This is a genomic window from Acinetobacter sp. ANC 3781, from assembly GCF_004331285.1.
Lineage (GTDB): Bacteria > Pseudomonadota > Gammaproteobacteria > Pseudomonadales > Moraxellaceae > Acinetobacter.
This window is the reverse complement of record NZ_SJOH01000004.1, coordinates 36810-53691: the sequence shown is the minus strand read 5'-3', so window position 1 is coordinate 53691 and position 16882 is coordinate 36810. Positions and strand designations below refer to the sequence as shown.

Here is a 16882-nt window from a genome sequence, read left to right as displayed (position 1 = left end):
CATATGGTAGATTTTGCAGAACACCGTAAAGCGTTACTCTGCAATGATGCTCAATCTATTGCTGACTATGAGTCAGCAATGGGTGAGGCTACAAAAGCTGTAGCAGCATGGTTGCATAACGATAAAATGTATACCGGTGGTAGCATTAAAGATTTGCGCAATGCAATTTCTTTTAATGCCACTAAACAAGGCTTGGGCGTGCATAAATCGCTTGAGCGCATGGTTGAACTGTTTTTAAACAAAAGCCTTAAAGTACATCATCCCCATTCTTTAGCACATTTGCACTGCCCAACTATGGTGACCAGTCAAATTGCTGAAGTTTTAATTAACGCAACCAACCAATCAATGGACTCATGGGATCAAAGCCCTGCAGGTTCATTGATGGAAGTTCAGTTAATCGACTGGCTTCGTCAAAAGGTTGGTTATGGTGCAGGTCAGGCAGGTGTATTCACCTCGGGCGGTACACAATCGAATTTGATGGGCGTTTTGCTTGCACGTGATGCTTGCATCTCGAAAAACTGGAAAGACGAAAACGGCAAGCCATGGTCTGTTCAGCGCGATGGTATTCCAAGCGATGCAATGCGTAACGTCAAAGTCATCTGTTCTGAAAATGCACATTTCTCTGTGCAAAAGAACATGGCGATGATGGGCATGGGCTTCCAGTCTGTAGTCACTGTTCCTGTAAATGACAATGCACAGATGGATGTGACTGCTCTTGAGGCGACAATGGCTCGCCTGCAAGCAGAAGGCAAAATCGTTGCATGTGTGGTTGCGACCGCGGGTACAACCGATGCCGGTGCAATTGATCCATTAAAAGAAATCCGTGAAATCACCAACAAATACGGCGCGTGGATGCATATCGACGCAGCATGGGGTGGTGCACTGATTTTATCGAATGACTATCGTTCGATGCTGGATGGAATCGAGTTGTCTGATTCGATTACGCTCGATTTCCATAAGCATTATTTCCAAACCATTTCGTGTGGCGCGTTCTTGTTGAAAGATGAAGCGAACTACCGTTTCATGCATTATGAAGCCGAGTATTTAAATTCTGCTTATGATGAAGAACACGGTGTGCCGAACTTGGTATCTAAGTCATTGCAGACCACGCGTCGTTTTGATGCATTGAAATTGTGGATGACAGTTGAAGCATTAGGTGAAGAGCTTTATGGTTCAATGATCGACCATGGTGTGAAGTTGACCCGTGAAGTGGCTGATTACATCAATGCAACCGATGGTTTAGAGATGCTGGTTGATCCGCAATTTGCGTCTGTATTGTTCCGTGTAATTCCTGCAGGTTATCCGGCAGAATTGCTTGATACACTGAACCAGAACGTTGCAGATGAATTGTTTGCACGTGGTGAAGCGAACATTGGGGTCACTAAAGTAGGTCAAAATCAATCCTTGAAGATGACCACTTTAAGTCCAGTCGCGACTTTGGAAAACGTGAAAAACTTGCTTGATCTGGTATTAGCTGAAGCTGATCGTATTAAAGGTCCGATCGCTGATGGTACATATGTGACTGCGCTTGATTAATAAGTGTTTTCATAAAAAGGGAGATCAATAGATCTCCTTTTTTTATACTTAAAAATAGTAGAGAAGATATTCGTTTAATGCATAAATACATACCTTTTTAGTCTTTGATCTTCTTGTCTGCAGTTTCTAAAGTAGGAAAGATAAGAGAAAAAGGACGTGGAACATGGAGAATGTGGAACAAGGAAAGTCGTTAATCAAAGAGGTGATAGATCAGAAAATATCGCCTTATCAATGGATGGTTATTTTACTCTGTTTCATTATTGCTTTGTTTGATGGTTTCGATACGCAGGCGATCGCATTTACAGCACCAGCCTTGTTAGAGCATTTTAATTTACAACCGGGAGCATTAGCGCCCATTCTGACTGCCGGAATTGTTGGAATGACAGTTGGTGCTATGTTGTTAGGGTTGTTGGGCGATAAATTAGGGCGCAGAAAGACCTTACTGTTTTGCACAGCTATTTTTTCTAGTGCTACGCTTCTCACGGCTTTTGTCGGCAATGTTGAACAAATATTTATCTTAAGAGTAATTGCCGGTTTAGGAATGGGAGGGGCAACACCTGTATTGTTGGCACTTGCTGCAGAATACTCACCCCAACGCTTTAAAGGCACAGTTACTACAGGGGTATTATTGGCTTTACCTGCAGGGGCAATGTTTGGCGGGCTACTGGCGGCAAAAATGTTACCTGTAGTGGGGTGGCAGGGAATTTATATGATTGGGGGAGTACTCCCTCTTGTTTTACTGATTGTGTTGTATTTTGTTTTGCCTGAATCTTTAGAATATATGGCACAAAAAAATAGTGTCTCTAATGTTGCCACTATACAAAAAATTCTGAATAAAATTTCTCCTAAAGCTGTCTCATTCACACAGGCAGACCTGATCACAGCGAATCCGGCAGATCAAAGCAAAGCAAAATTAAGTATTCTGTTCCAGAATGGATTAGCTCGTACCACAGCTGGCGTATGGGGAACATATTTCTTTAACTGGATCGCTTGGTTCATGTTGTTATCATGGTTACCTACTATTTTAAAACAGGCAGGCTTGGCACCTGAACAAGCGCCTTATGCTTCCGTCACAATAAATGCGTCCTTTATTATTTTTGCTATTCCTTTGGCTTATTGGTTACCTAAATTAAATACAGCCAAAATATTAACTTTTATGCTGTTCACTGGAGTAGCTGTGGTCATAGGGTTAGGATTACTGATCGAAACTCAGCAATGGGGCTATGTTTTTGCACTGATTGCCTTGGCCGGATTTGGTATTGGAGGCCAGCAACTGGCATTGAATTATTTGGTGGTTGCCGCATATCCAACCCAAGTTCGAGCGACAGCGACGGGCTGGGCTATTGGTATGGGCCGGATGGGGGCAATTATTGGTTCAGCCATTGGTGGGATTGTTTTAACCAGCTATGGTGTGACAGGTTATTTTTATGCGTTGGGTGTTCCTTTAATTATCGCATTATGCTGCGTTTTCTTAATCAAATATCAAATGCCTCTTCAAAAGGCTCAAACTGATTGTGCAGAAATTTCCCACTAGGCATGAGGCGAAATTAAAATATTAAATTCAGGTCAATGAGGTCAGATCTGACCTCATTGACTATATATAGCTTATTTTTTAAGCTGTAAGTAGACTAAATCTCACCTTTCTCAAAAGTTTCAGATATATACTCGAACTGCCTTCCCAAGGGAAATCTACCTCTATTGATCAATCAAACGTAAATTTCAGGTTTCTGATTTTCAGCGATAGGTCGATCTTCCTCGAAAATTTTTAAGTTAAAGTCATATGCATTTTCAACTGGTAAGTCTTTGTCATAATTTCGAAAAGTTGGAGCAAATAGCCCTGTCGAACGCGCTTTCATCGGAGAAAGTAGTGGAACGTACCCAAGCAAAATCAGCTACATCATAAAACCTTCTATTTGCCGACCAGCAAAACGTTGTATATTGGTTTTTGGGCAAACCAGTTGCTGGTATTCAGCATCATCCCAAAACGGCACCCGGGGGATCGTCGGTTCAGCATTCTGTGCTGCAGTCAGTGAGCACCAAATCAAACCGTATTTTTCAACAGAGGCATAAGTGCGTAAATGAAAGCGATCGGAAATTTTGTGTTGTGGATGCGCAGGAATGCGGTTGCATTTACCCTCACTGCCAAAACGTAAACCGTGATAACGACAGACCACGCCTTGACCATCATTTTTGCCCAAGCTTAAAGGAACACCCCGGTGAGGACAGGCATCTTTGGCAACAATTAACTGGTCATCCATTTTATAGATGACAAGGGGCATATCTAGCAACAGGGTGCCTATGGGTTAATCAGTAAGATCACTGGCACGGGCAATCGGATACCAATGTTTGGCTAATAAATGCCAGTCCTGTTCTGCAAATGTCATATGTACGGGTAAATCAGAATTAAAAGTAGCAATGTTTTTACTATTCATAACTGAATCATTTTTTTGATCTTGAGTTTGAATATAAAACAAAGCACTGTTCTTTGAAATTTCAATTAATTGGATCTTGGATTGCGAAAATTAGAACGGTGAATCTGTCAAAAATCTAATAAATGAAATGCACATACGCAATAATGCTTATTTGCGATGTGTGATTTGTAGATATAGACGGTTGAACAGAGTCATTTGAGTGTTATTAAAAGATACCTTATATAGGGCTCTTTTTTTGTATGTAAAAATTGAATCAGGCACTTTGGTGAATAATTGAACGTAAAAGGATCTGATAAATTGATCAAAATGGTCAGACGAACAAATCAATGATGGAATAATAAGCAATGATTTTTGATGACAGTAAATGAATTATTACAATAATAACAGCTCAAAAATAAAAAAATTATAATATTAAATGGGAGGTTATTAACTGATTTTTATATATTTATAATTATAGGAATATGTTCATATCAATTATCATAAAAACGTCACATAGCTGTAACTTCTTTGTCATATTATAAAATCAAAATGCAACTATCGAAAAAGTACAACACTTTACAAAAAGTAGCGTACTTCAATATTGCATCTAATGAAGAGAGAAAAGAATGCGCTTAAATCATATTGCACTTGCTTTAGCAGTTTCTGGGGCAGCTGTAGCAACAACAGCAAATGCAGCTCGTGACACCATCCAAATCGCTGGTTCTTCAACTGTACTGCCTTACGCAAGTATTGTAGCAGAAGAATTTGGTAACACTTTCCCGCAGTTTAAAACACCGGTTGTAGGTTCTGGGGGTACATCTGGCGGTTTGAAGCAATTCTGTCAAGGCGTGGGTGACAACACCATCGACATCGCCAACGCATCTCGTAAAATTAAAGATTCTGAATTAGCTGCATGTAAAAAAGCAGGCGTGAATCAAGTGATTGAAGTTAAAGTAGGTTATGACGGTATTGTATTTGCGTCTAACTCAAAGAAGGCCGCTTATAAACTTCGTCCACAACATGTATTTGCAGCACTTGCAGCAGAATTACCTTCAAATGGTAAATTGGTTGCAAACCCGTATACACGTTGGAATCAAATTGACAAATCACTTCCAAATGAACCAATTACATTGGTAATTCCAGCTTCTAACCACGGTACACGTGAAGTGTTCCAGGAAAAAATGGTTGAAGCAGGTTGTGAATCTTACGAATACTTCAAAAATTTAGATAAAGATGCACAGAAAAAAGCATGTTCTACTTTCCGTAAAGACGGCAAAGTGATTGAAATTGCAGGCGACTATACTGAAACACTGGCACGTTTAAAAACTTCTCCAAGTGCGGTAGGGGTATTTGGTCTAGGTTTCTATGATCAAAACCGTGACAAATTACGCGTAGCGACAGTAAACAATGTTGTGCCATCAGAAAAAACGATTTTGAATGGTTCTTACCCAGTATCACGTCCATTGTACTTCTATGTGAAAGGTGAGCACCTTAAATCAATCAAAGGCCTACAACAATATTCTGAATACTTCTTAAGTAAAAAAGTTTCAGGTAAAGGTTCTAAGCTGGAAAAAGCGGGTTTGATTTCAATGTCTGATAAAGAACGCGCAAAAAATCTTGCAGATTTAAAAGCAGCTAAAGCGGTTAAGTAATTAGGATAAATGAGCTGATGGTAGGAGACTTCCTAGCATCGGCTTTTTTGCAAAGACAAGGTTTTCAAAGCATGAAAATTGAAAAAATGCCGGAGAATACATGAATCTGCTACTTATAGGTGTGTTATTGGCGTTGATCGCTGTAGCCTATCAAATCGGGTTATCTAAAAGTCGTAACCTAGCAGGTAAGGGAAATAACTCTGCGAAATTGCATTCACGCCCCGGATATTACGGTGCATTGGTGGCGTTATGGTGTGGTATCCCTGCTTTTTTAATTTTATTGGTTTGGAATATTGTTGAACCCAATATCTTGCGACACGTGGTTTTAGCGAATATACCTGCAAATATTGCAGCGACGTTAGATCAGGCAAGTATTGAAGTTTTAATTGATCGTGTGCAGGCCATTGCTTCTGGTTTTGGTGTGAGTGATCAAGCAGCAGCATATGAAATTGCAGCAGCACAACAACTAGCAAAAATTGAAAATATCAGTTCCTTTGCTAAATTGGCAGTGGTGATCTGTGCCGCTTTAGCGGGTCTGGTTTTGGCAAAAAAACGTGTAGCCCAACAATTTCGTGCACGTAATCAGGTCGAAAAAACCATTAATGTCGCTTTAGCCCTATGTTCTGGGGTGGCTATTTTAACCACCATCGGTATTGTAATGTCGATGTTTAGTGAAGCTATGCGCTTCTTCAACTTCGTCAGTCCACTTGATTTCTTTTTTGGAACAGAATGGAATCCGGGTTTTAGTACATCAGGAAATGCTGAAGGTAGTTATGGCTTGTTGCCGCTGCTTTGGGGCACGCTGATGGTTAGTGGTATCGCTTTATTAGTCGCAGTACCAGTCGGTTTGATGATTGCAATCTATTTGGCTGAATATGCATCATCTGGCTTTCGCTCTTGGGCAAAACCCGCGATTGAAGTTTTAGCCGGAATTCCGACCATCGTTTATGGTGTGTTTGCGCTGATGATTATTGGCCCATTCTTTAAAATGCTTGGAGCAAGCGTTGGGCTAGAAATTAATGCCACCAGTGCCTTAACCGCAGGTTTCGTGATGGGGATTATGATTATCCCGTTTGTATCTTCACTTTCAGATGACATTATTACCCAGGTGCCTCGCGCACTACGGGATGGTTCTTTAGGACTCGGTGCAACCAAGTCTGAAACCATTCGTCAGGTAGTATTGCCTGCAGCCTTGCCGGGCATTATTGGGGCATTTTTACTTGCAGCATCTCGTGCCATTGGTGAAACCATGATTGTGGTTTTGGCCGCAGGGAATAGTCCATTATTGCATGCCAATCCGTTGGAAGCGATTTCAACCGTGACCATTACTATCGTCAATCAACTTACAGGTGATACTGACTTTGCCAGCCCACAAGCGTTGGTGGCATTTGCATTGGGTTTAACCTTGTTTGTGATTACTTTAGGTTTGAACATCGTTGCACTGTATATCGTGCGTAAATATCGCGAGCAATACGAATGAGTACTTCTAATACATCTCCCATGGATCAGGCACGTGATCCACGCGCTTCTGCTGAATTGCGCGAAAAACGCAAACAAAAGATTGCCAGTTCTTTAGCAAAGCGTCACCGCAAAGAAAAAATGTTTCGCATATTTGGCTTCTCTGCAGTCATTACCGGTCTGTTCTTTGTGGTACTGCTATTCGGAAGTATTTTGGCAAAGGGTTTGCCGGCATTCTGGCAATCCAGTATGACGGTGCCGGTCTATTTTGATCCGACCATAATTAATGCGGGCGCGAAGCCTATCAAAAAAGCAGGCGAATCTCCTGCCCATTTTCAAGAGCGCTTTATTGCATGGCAAACTGAAATGGGGATGGTGGATTGGGATGCTTTAATCGTGAATGGATTAATTGCAAAAGATCCAAGTATTGCCTCGCAGCGTGATGAACTTGGCAGCTTGTATACTAGCTCCGAAGCCTACCGCTTACGTGATTTAGTACTTGCAGATCCTGCATTGATTGGTCAGAAAAAAGACTTAAATATTCTGGCTGATGCCAATGTAGATGTGTGGTTGGCAGGAAATATTGATCGAAGTTTACCGGATGACCAGCAACAATTAAGTTCGGAAGTTCGTCAACTCGCTGATGATTTAAAAGCCAAAGGCGTGATTCAAAATACCTTTAATACCAATATTTTCACCAATCCAGACTCGCGCAGCTCTCCAGCAACCTCTGGTTTAGCTGGTGCAATCATGGGCTCGTTGTTCATGATGCTGATCGTAATTTTTATCTCGATTCCAATCGGCGTAGCATCTGCCATTTATCTGGAAGAGTTTGCACCGAAAAATTTCATTACCGATGTCGTGGAAGTGAATATCAATAACCTCGCAGCTGTACCATCCATTGTATTTGGTTTGCTTGGTGCTGCCATTTTTATTGGCTGGATGCATTTACCGATTTCTGCACCTTTGGTGGGCGGCCTGGTATTAAGCCTGATGACTCTCCCAACCGTGATTATCACCACACGTGCATCGCTTAAAGCTGTACCACCGTCGATTCGTCAGGCGGCATTGGGCTTGGGCGCTTCTCGTGTACAAACAGTATTTCACCATGTATTGCCACTTGCGATTCCCGGAATTTTGACAGGTGCCATTATTGGTGTCGCACAGGCCCTAGGTGAAACAGCGCCATTACTCCTGATTGGTATGAGTGCCTTTGTGGCGAGTGTTCCAGCTACGCCATTAGATCAATCCACTGCTTTACCAGTACAAATTTTCTTATGGCAAGGCAATGAATTACGTAACTTCTTTGAAGGACGTACTGCTGCGGCAATTATTGTCTTACTTGCACTGATGGTCGGCTTAAATAGTCTGGCAATCTGGTTACGCAAGAAATTTGAAGTGCGCTGGTAAAAGGGGCAATATATGAATACTGTAACAGCTATGTCAAAAACAAATTCCTTAGAACAGGGTCAAACCGTGAACCAAGATCAGAAGCAATTTACCTCTCACGAAGTAGATAAAAAACGTCAAGGGACTTCATTTGTTTCTCAATTTGATACCAGTCCTTCGGCTAAAAAAGAAAATAAAACATCCAATGTTAAAATCAGCACTTCGGATGTTCATGTTTACTATGGCGAAGCAGAAGCAATTAAGGGTATCGATTTAAATATCTACGAAAATGAAGTGATTGCTTTTATTGGGCCGTCTGGTTGCGGTAAATCGACTTTTCTACGTACTTTAAACCGTATGAACGACACTATTGATTCATGTCGTGTGGCGGGTAAAGTCATGCTGGATAATCAAGATATCTATGATCCAAATCTAGATGTTGTATTACTTCGTGCGCAAGTGGGTATGGTATTCCAGAAACCCAATCCTTTCCCTAAATCAATTTTTGATAACGTGGCTTACGGTCCAAAACTGCACGGCTTGGCACGCGACAAATATGATCTTGAGGAAATTGTTGAAAATAGTCTGCATAAAGCTGGTCTTTGGGATGAAGTAAAAGACCGTTTAAATCAGCCGGGTACAGGGCTTTCCGGTGGTCAGCAACAGCGTTTATGTATTGCACGTACTATTGCGGTTAGCCCGGAAGTGATTTTGATGGATGAGCCGTGTTCTGCACTAGATCCAATTGCCACTGCAAAAATTGAAGAACTGATTTCAGACTTATCCACTCAATACACCATTGCCATTGTGACGCACTCAATGCAACAGGCTGCACGTGTATCGGATCGTACTGCTTACTTCCATTTGGGTGATTTGATTGAAGTTAATGCGACTGAAAAAGTGTTTACTCAGCCGGATCATCAATTGACTGAAGCCTATATTACCGGCCGTTTTGGTTAATGAAATGACAGTGTTAGAAAAGAGCCGAAAGGCTCTTTTCTATTTAACCATCAATTTTTTTGTCTAAACAAACTATGTGATGTGTTCAGCTAGCGATCATTAAGCTTTATTTTTTATCCAATTATGATCTTTAACGATATGTTCCTATCGTGAGGAAATGACTTAATACTGGAAGCATTTAAAGGATAAGAATCTAGACAATGAGATGATTAATAAAATTCATATTGAATTTTCAATCTTTTGACCTCATGTTAAAGACAACTGCAGATACAATTAGAGAAATCATTTTATATGTTATTCCATACCCCTAAATTACCCGCTGAAATTCGAATCAGCCATTTAAACGCGCGCCTAAATGAACAACGTAAAAAAATTGCGCAAACCACTGCATCTAGATTTGAACTATTGCAACTCACTCAACAGCTTTCAAAAGAAGCCAAGTTACGTAGAAAGAATAATCAAAAAATTTATGTACTCGATTTTAAAGGTGATACCGCTGCATCTGCGGTAGAAAGTTTACGTGAAGAAATTACCCTGATTTTAGCGACAGCAAAAGCAGGACGTGACCGTGTGGTTGTTCGTCTGGAAAGTCCGGGTGGTATGGTGCACGGCTATGGTCTAGCTGCTGCACAACTGGTGCGTCTGCGTGATGCTGGTTTTAACCTGACGATTTGCGTTGATAAGGTTGCGGCAAGTGGCGGTTATATGATGGCGTGTATTGCCAACGAAATTGTTTCTGCACCCTTTGCAGTGGTCGGTTCAATTGGCGTGGTTGCTCAAGTGCCTAACTTTAATCGGTTATTAAAAGAGAAGCATATCGATTTTGAACTTTATACCGCAGGTGAGTTTAAACGCACTGTGACCCTCTTTGGTGAAAATACTGCTGAAGGTAAAGCCAAATTTGAAGAAGAGTTGCAACAAACCCATGAGTTGTTCAAGCACTTTGTTGAAAAATACCGTCCACAACTCAATATTGAAAAAGTTGCAACAGGTGAGCATTGGTACGGGAAGGATGCGCTTGAATTAAACCTGCTGGATAAACTGCAAACTTCAGATGAATATCTGCAAGGTTTATTGGCACAGCATGATGTGTATGTGATTGATACTCGTCGCAAACCAACTTTGGGTGAAAAGCTGGGCTTACAAGCAGCTCAAATGGCAGATGGTCTAGTGCCTGCAGTGATGAATAAAGTGATGGAAACCTTGTCAAAAGCGAGTGCGAATGTCATTCAACTACGTGATCCCAAGCTTTAATTTAAAATGATCTTCTAATTTTAAAATTGCGCCCTAATGAGCGCAATTTTTTTTGCCTGTATTTTAATATTCAACTCAGCCTGAGCTGCTATGTTGCAACTGAAATACAGTCCACAAAGATTTTTTATGACTCAGAACACTACAACATCTTCTATAGAGTTACTGATTCGGTTTTTGCATATGGTGATCATTTTGAGCTTTAGTGGGGCTTATCTTACGGAGGATGCAGAAGAATGGCATTAAATGCATATGGCCTTTGGCTATATACTCGGTATCAGCCTGATCTTAATAATTTTATGGCAGTTTTTTTGCGCCTCGACTTGCCTATACTCAGCCTTTGGGGATAATCCGTCGATTTCATGTGATCAAGCCATTTGTGCAGCGCTATTGGGCGAACCCGTAGCAATAGCTTTCCGCGAAGTTTTTAAAAATAGCCAATTCCAGCCTGTTTCAGTTGAGCATGCCTGCTACCCTTAACAGTGTTGGCAGGTTTTTAACAGACTATATGCATAGTCACAGTTTAAAAGAAGTGCATGAGCTATTTGCCAATCTGTTTTTAGCCAGTGTATTACTGCATTTGGCAGCACTGACACTGAATAGCATTCTGCTTAAAAAATGGCTAGCAAAGCGGATGTTTTGGCTTGCAGAATCACATCCATGGTTCACTATGTTTGCCTCAGTCATTTCACTAGGCGTGTTGGTCACTTTCTGACTGTGGTATTTTAACTAAGCTTTTATGAGAGCAGCACAAATGAAGCAGGCCATAACTCGCAGCCCCTAGTGTTGCAAGCAGCATATCCATATGCGCATCCCAAATATCTCCCTGCTGTCCATTATAATTTTCTGCTTCTTCTGGGGATAAACCAATTGCAATCAGCCATTCAAGCCATTCATAAATTAAACTGGTGGCCATGATAAACTGAACCACCAATAAAAATAGCATGAAAGGTTTAGCTCCAGGTAGCCATACCTGAAACAGTCGCAGTAGTACGGGGTAGAGCAGTAAACCACAGGCAAGATGCACCAGACGATCATACATATTGCGCGACCAGTCCATAGACTGATTTAAATCAAAATTGAACAGCTGAATCAGCCATTCATTATAGGGGACATAGGAATACAGGTAATGGGCACCCACAATGTGAATCAGTAAAAAAGCCAGATAGAGTGTAAAACTGTAAAAATTCAGGCCAATTTTCTTTTGGGTAAACAACAAGGCAGCAAGCATAAAGACTGTGCCGACCTGATGCAGCAGATATGCTTCAAATTCTAAAGGACGAATACTTGCGATCACTATGGCAATGGTTATAAAACCTAAACTAAGCCAGTGTTTTAAGGTGAGTTGGTATTCAATCATCTTATTGTTTTCGACTATAAAGTAGTGGAAGTATAATAAAAAAGCGAAGCCGAAGCTTCGCTTTTTCTGACTAAAATTTAATTAGATTTTAGCGATTAAATCTTTAATTTGTTTCGCTTGCTCAGCTGCATTACCTGTATAGGTTGCAGGTGTCATTTCAGCCAAACGTGCACGATCAGCAGCAGGAACCGCTTCAAGTTCATTACCATTAACGAAATCAACCATCATTTCACGCGTCATGGCTTGACCGCGTGTAAGGGCTTTTAATTTTTCGTATGGTTTTTCTACGTTGTAACGACGCATAACGGTTTGAATTGGTTCAGCCAATACTTCTTGAGCGTGGTCTAAATCTTCAGCAATACGTACAGCGTTAAGCTCTAATTTACCAATCCCTTTTAAGCAAGCATCAAAAGCAATCAAGCTTTGTGCAAAACCAACACCCATGTTACGAAGAACGGTAGAGTCAGTTAAGTCACGCTGCCAGCGAGAGATTGGAAGTTTTTCGCCCAAGTGAGCCAATACAGCATTGGCCAAGCCCAAGTTACCTTCAGAGTTTTCAAAATCAATTGGATTGACTTTATGCGGCATAGTGGAAGAACCGACTTCACCTTCTTTCAAACGTTGTTTGAAGAAGCCGAGTGAGATGTAGCCCCAAACGTCACGGTTAAAGTCGATCAAAATCGTATTGAAGCGACGTAACGCATCAAAAAGTTCCGCCATGTAATCATGTGGTTCAATTTGAGTGGTGTACGGGTTGAACGCTAAACCTAAAGATTCAACAAAAGCCTGTGAATGTGCAGGCCAGTTAATATCTGGATAAGCTGAATAATGCGCATTGTAGTTACCTACAGCACCATTGATTTTACCCAAAAGTTCAACATTGTTAAATTGCTTGATCTGGCGTGCAAGGCGGTAAGCCACGTTTGCCATTTCTTTACCCAGAGTAGTTGGGCTTGCGGTTTGACCATGGGTACGAGACAACATCGCTTGTTCAGCATGTGTTTCAGCCAAAGTTGCAATTGCGTCGATAATACTTTGCATTGAAGCAACCAGAACATCACGACCATTTTTAAGCATTAAAGCGTGAGATAAATTGTTGATGTCTTCAGAAGTACATGCAAAGTGAATGAATTCACCGGCATCTTTCAATTCATCAATGTGTGCAATTTTTTCTTTCAGGAAGTATTCAACGGCTTTAACGTCGTGGTTAGTGGTACGTTCAATGTCTTTAATGCGGTTTGCATCATCTTCCGAGAAATCAGCCACAATTGCATCTAAAGCAGCATTGGTTGCTGCTGAAAAAGCTGGAACTTCAGTGATTTCAGGACGGTTTGCAAGCGCTTGTAACCAGCGCACTTCAACAGTCACACGAGCATGGATTAAACCAAACTCAGAGAGGAAAGGACGGAGAGCATCACATTTGCTCGCGTAGCGTCCATCTAATGGAGAAAGTGCGGTTAAAGCGTTCATAGCGATTCCTTAAACTTTGGAATTGAGGGGCCGAATACGTTGCAAAAATTTGTTGCGTTGAAAATTAAAACTGAGCAAACAAGGCACGAACTGCAAAGAATAGCGAGACTATTTTTAAATTTCGTAACGCAGTTTGAGATTGTTTTAACTTCAACCCTTCGGGACTCGAGTATTTTTTATTTTACTTCGTTATGATTTGCTCACTTAGAATAACTAAGTTTTACAAACCATGCTTCGGATCATTAAAAAACTCATTGTCGCAATTATTTTTGCAGCCTATACGGCCCCTATGTAAAACAAAGCCCGCACAGCATCAGTTAAACCACCTGATATTGTAAACGGGCAAGATCTTGAATATCTTGGAGCAGCTTACGCTTGCTGAAAATCATGCCCCATGAACTGCCCCCCATTTGGCGCCATAAATGCGCCAGTTGCAGGCCAGTAAACAGCGAAGCGCGAATACGGTTGGTATGAGATGTATCTTTAAATGCTTGGGCGTTGCCTTTGACCATAATGCGAGGATTAATTTGTCCTGCAGTTTCGACATAGGTTTGGGCAAGGTTGGCAATAATACTGGGATGTAGATAATTATTATCAAAAAATGAAAGTTGCTTTAATATTTTTTGTTGCGATTTTTCAATGATTTCAACGAATTTTGGATTGCTATAGACTTTTTTCTCTAACTGTAACAAGGCCATGGCATAGCTCATCGGCAACTTGGCGCTAGATAATTTGGGTAAACGAGATTTGGGAGAGGTATTAAACGGTTGGGTAATACTATTTTCTAAAGTTTTTAAACCGAGAGAAATATCGGCAAGTTGATTAAAAAAATCTAGGGTCCGGCAGGATTCATTGGCGGTAGGGCGAATATTCAGGCTGGCTTTAATGAGTTGCTCTAGATAGAAGCTGCCGCTTTCACCCACACTCTGCTGTCCGGACATGGCGGTCATGTGGGTCAGCTGTGTCGATTGAAACACAGCTGCCAACGCCAAAGCACGGTTTTGGCGTATATTCAAAGTTTGAGGCTGTTGAAAGGGTAACTCAGCCATGCCTATCGCTTCCTTTTAAATAAAATCAGGTTTTGGGGCATTGGTATGATGAATCACACCGCCACCTAAACAAACTTCATCTGCGTAGAACACTACACTTTGTCCTGGAGTCACCGCACGTTGCGGTTCGTCGAATTCAACGCGTACACCATTTGGCATATCGGCATCTTTATAAATAACACAGTCTTGATCGGGTTGGCGGTAACGCGTTTTCGCAGTGCAGCGGAAACCGTTTTCTGGAATTACTTGCTCACCCGCAACCCAGTCAATTGCTTCACTCCAAAGTATAGTACTTTGCATCAGTGGATGCTCATGACCCTGACCAATGACGAGGCGGTTGTTTTCAATATCTTTATAAAGAACAAACCATGCACCCTCAGATTCGCCCTTAAGACCACCCAAGCCAATGCCGCCACGTTGACCGAGCGTATAGTACATTAAGCCGTGATGTTCACCAACCTCTTTACCGGTATCTAGATAAATTTTTCCAGCTTGGGCAGGTAAATATTGTTTCAAGAAGTCATTAAAACGGCGTTCGCCAATAAAGCAAATGCCGGTTGAATCTTTTTTCTTCGCTGTTGCAAGACCGAGTTCTTCAGCAATACGACGAACTTCCGGTTTTTCAATTTCACCGACTGGGAACAAAGTCTTGTTAATTTCACGACCATGTACAGCATGCAGGAAATACGTTTGATCTTTGTTTTGGTCAAAGCCGCGTAATAAAGGTGCGTATTCTTCACCACGCGAGTTGGTTATGGTTTCCCCGCGGCGGCAATAATGACCTGTGGCAATAAAGTCTGCACCCAAGTTCACGGCATGATCTAAAAATGCACGGAACTTGATTTCTTTATTACATAAAATATCCGGGTTTGGGGTACGACCTGCAGCATATTCAGCTAAAAAGTGCTCGAATACACGATCCCAATATTCCATGGCAAAGTTGGCTGTATGCAATTTGATGCCGATTTTGTCACAAACGGCTTGTGCATCGGCCAGATCTTCCATAGCCGTGCAATATTCCGTGCCGTCATCTTCTTCCCAGTTTTTCATGAAAAGTCCTTCAACTTGATATCCTTGTTGAAGAAGAAGTGCTGCAGAAACAGAAGAATCTACACCACCAGACATACCGACGATGACACGTTGTTGCATAGGATTAAGCATCCAAAGTTGAAATTAAGGGAGAGTTTTGATGCTCGTAAATGAGCGATAAAGGATATTTTTTGCCTGAAAGAGCATCTTCAATGGCTTTAGTTACCAAGGGGCTACGCGCACGAGCCGACTCGATCAATTCTTCCAAAGTCATCCAGACTGCGCCAATGATTCCTGTATCTAATGTTGCATGTTCATCATGCGCAATCGATTTTGCTAAAAAGCAGAAACGAAAATAGGTACGATCTGGAAACATCGGTGGAGTATAGGTATAAATACCCAGCAGTGATTCAATACTCACTGTATGTCCGGTTTCTTCCATGGTTTCGCGAATGGCAGCATCAATAATGGTTTCGCCACATTCGACATGACCCGCAGGCTGATTAAACACAGTATGTGTTACACCTTCTGTATGTTCTTCAACAAACAGAAATTTTCCGTCTTTTTCGACAACAGTAGCAACCGTAACGTGAGCAGTCCAAGCGGTCATTGAAAAGCACCATGGGATAAAAGGGCTATTCTACAAAATTTAGGACGTGGTGGCTATGTTGAGAGGGGATTTCTTTACTTGTTTAAAAGAAGGTTTTTTACTCCACATTACAGTTCAAGATTGATAACTTTTGGATTTTTATTATTACTAACAGAGTGGCGGCTATATCCTAGTTAATTTATTAAAGCCATAATATTATTTTCCCTAACAAAAAAAGAAAGATTGATTTTAATTAAGCAATTGTTTTATAAGATGATAAATTAAAAAAGAATATCTGGAATTTATTTTAATGAAATTTTTTCTCATCTTAGCTCTGTGAGCAATGCCATCACTTACTTTTGCAAGTAAAGAGGATTCTGTAAAGAACATCATAATTCATGATGGTTTTACTACATGGCTTGATGATGGTAAGGCATTATTTAATTGAAATAGTAAAAACATCACCTCAAAAACCAGTAACTATAAACAAAATTAAAAGTGATTATGCTGGAAATGAAGTAGCAGCGAATAAGAAATATGGAAATCAATGGGCGCGAATAAAAGGCAGTATTAAAAATATCAAAATAGATAAAGATGAGGGAATGTATGCTGATTTAACAGAAAATTATGTAAATTTTAAAGCGTATATTTCTAATGAAGATTTCACGTCAAGCCTTAACCCTAATCAAAAAATAGATATGTAGTGTTTTAACGCAACAGCAAGCTCA

Annotated in this window: 14 protein-coding genes and 1 pseudogene; 9 read left to right on the top strand and 6 right to left on the bottom strand. The window is 41.0% G+C overall.

Annotated features, from left to right (window positions below; all coding sequences use genetic code 11):
• Positions 1 to 3 precede the first annotated feature (3 nt).
• Both E0H89_RS04245 and E0H89_RS04240 read left to right on the top strand, forming a co-directional pair.
• The gene (locus tag E0H89_RS04245) at positions 4 to 1536 is read left to right on the top strand and encodes a pyridoxal phosphate-dependent decarboxylase family protein (RefSeq protein WP_131214761.1); all 1533 of its coding nucleotides are present in this window, start codon (positions 4 to 6) and stop codon (positions 1534 to 1536) included.
• A gap of 163 nt (positions 1537 to 1699) precedes the next feature.
• A complete protein-coding gene (locus E0H89_RS04240) occupies positions 1700 to 3070 on the top strand; it encodes an MFS transporter (RefSeq protein ID WP_131214759.1) in 1371 nt (456 codons plus the stop codon).
• Positions 3071 to 3148: 78 nt separating this feature from the next.
• Here E0H89_RS04240 and E0H89_RS04235 read toward each other — a convergent pair.
• Positions 3149 to 3968: pseudogene (locus E0H89_RS04235) on the bottom strand (Rieske 2Fe-2S domain-containing protein).
• Between the two features lie 605 nt (positions 3969 to 4573).
• On the opposite strand from E0H89_RS04235, the gene E0H89_RS04230 reads away from it, so the two are divergent.
• The 6 genes from E0H89_RS04230 to E0H89_RS16675 all read left to right on the top strand — a co-directional run bounded on the left by E0H89_RS04230 (position 4574) and on the right by E0H89_RS16675 (position 11372).
• Positions 4574 to 5599, top strand: a complete 1026-nt coding sequence (locus tag E0H89_RS04230) for a substrate-binding domain-containing protein (protein WP_131214757.1) — start codon at positions 4574 to 4576, stop codon at positions 5597 to 5599.
• A 100-nt stretch (positions 5600 to 5699) separates the two neighbouring features.
• A complete protein-coding gene (gene pstC, locus E0H89_RS04225) occupies positions 5700 to 7079 on the top strand; it encodes a phosphate ABC transporter permease subunit PstC (protein WP_131214755.1) in 1380 nt (459 codons plus the stop codon).
• Positions 7076 to 8467, top strand: a complete 1392-nt coding sequence (pstA, locus tag E0H89_RS04220; RefSeq protein ID WP_131214753.1) for a phosphate ABC transporter permease PstA — start codon at positions 7076 to 7078, stop codon at positions 8465 to 8467. Before pstC ends, pstA begins: the two co-directional genes overlap by 4 nt.
• 12 nt (positions 8468 to 8479) lie before the next feature.
• Entirely contained in the window at positions 8480 to 9406 is a 927-nt protein-coding gene (pstB, locus tag E0H89_RS04215) for a phosphate ABC transporter ATP-binding protein PstB (RefSeq protein WP_131214751.1), read from the top strand.
• Between the two features lie 291 nt (positions 9407 to 9697).
• Complete coding sequence (gene sohB / locus E0H89_RS04210) at positions 9698 to 10660, top strand: protease SohB (protein WP_131214749.1); 963 nt, start codon at positions 9698 to 9700, stop codon at positions 10658 to 10660.
• A gap of 505 nt (positions 10661 to 11165) precedes the next feature.
• Positions 11166 to 11372: a hypothetical protein gene (locus E0H89_RS16675; RefSeq protein WP_250697837.1), complete on the top strand. Its 207-nt coding sequence runs from the start codon at positions 11166 to 11168 to the stop codon at positions 11370 to 11372.
• On the opposite strand, the gene E0H89_RS04200 is transcribed toward E0H89_RS16675, so the two are convergent.
• The 5 genes from E0H89_RS04200 to E0H89_RS04180 form a co-directional block, all read right to left on the bottom strand.
• On the bottom strand, positions 11349 to 12017 hold the full coding sequence (locus tag E0H89_RS04200; protein WP_131214747.1) for a DUF2238 domain-containing protein: 669 nt from the start codon (positions 12015 to 12017) through the stop codon (positions 11349 to 11351). The genes E0H89_RS16675 and E0H89_RS04200 overlap by 24 nt on opposite strands.
• A gap of 81 nt (positions 12018 to 12098) precedes the next feature.
• Positions 12099 to 13487 (bottom strand): adenylosuccinate lyase, encoded by a 1389-nt coding sequence (purB, locus tag E0H89_RS04195; protein WP_131214745.1) that lies wholly within the window; start codon positions 13485 to 13487, stop codon positions 12099 to 12101.
• A gap of 317 nt (positions 13488 to 13804) precedes the next feature.
• On the bottom strand, positions 13805 to 14536 hold the full coding sequence (gene hflD / locus E0H89_RS04190; protein ID WP_131214743.1) for a high frequency lysogenization protein HflD: 732 nt from the start codon (positions 14534 to 14536) through the stop codon (positions 13805 to 13807).
• Between the two features lie 15 nt (positions 14537 to 14551).
• Positions 14552 to 15685, bottom strand: a complete 1134-nt coding sequence (mnmA, locus tag E0H89_RS04185) for a tRNA 2-thiouridine(34) synthase MnmA (protein WP_131214742.1) — start codon at positions 15683 to 15685, stop codon at positions 14552 to 14554.
• Positions 15686 to 15689: 4 nt separating this feature from the next.
• Positions 15690 to 16175, bottom strand: coding sequence for an NUDIX hydrolase (locus tag E0H89_RS04180; protein WP_131214740.1), 486 nt, complete (start codon positions 16173 to 16175; stop codon positions 15690 to 15692).
• A gap of 377 nt (positions 16176 to 16552) precedes the next feature.
• Between E0H89_RS04180 and E0H89_RS16670 the strand changes: the two genes are divergently transcribed.
• Positions 16553 to 16858, top strand: coding sequence for an OB-fold protein (locus tag E0H89_RS16670; RefSeq protein WP_250697836.1), 306 nt, complete (start codon positions 16553 to 16555; stop codon positions 16856 to 16858).
• Positions 16859 to 16882: the final 24 nt, after the last annotated feature.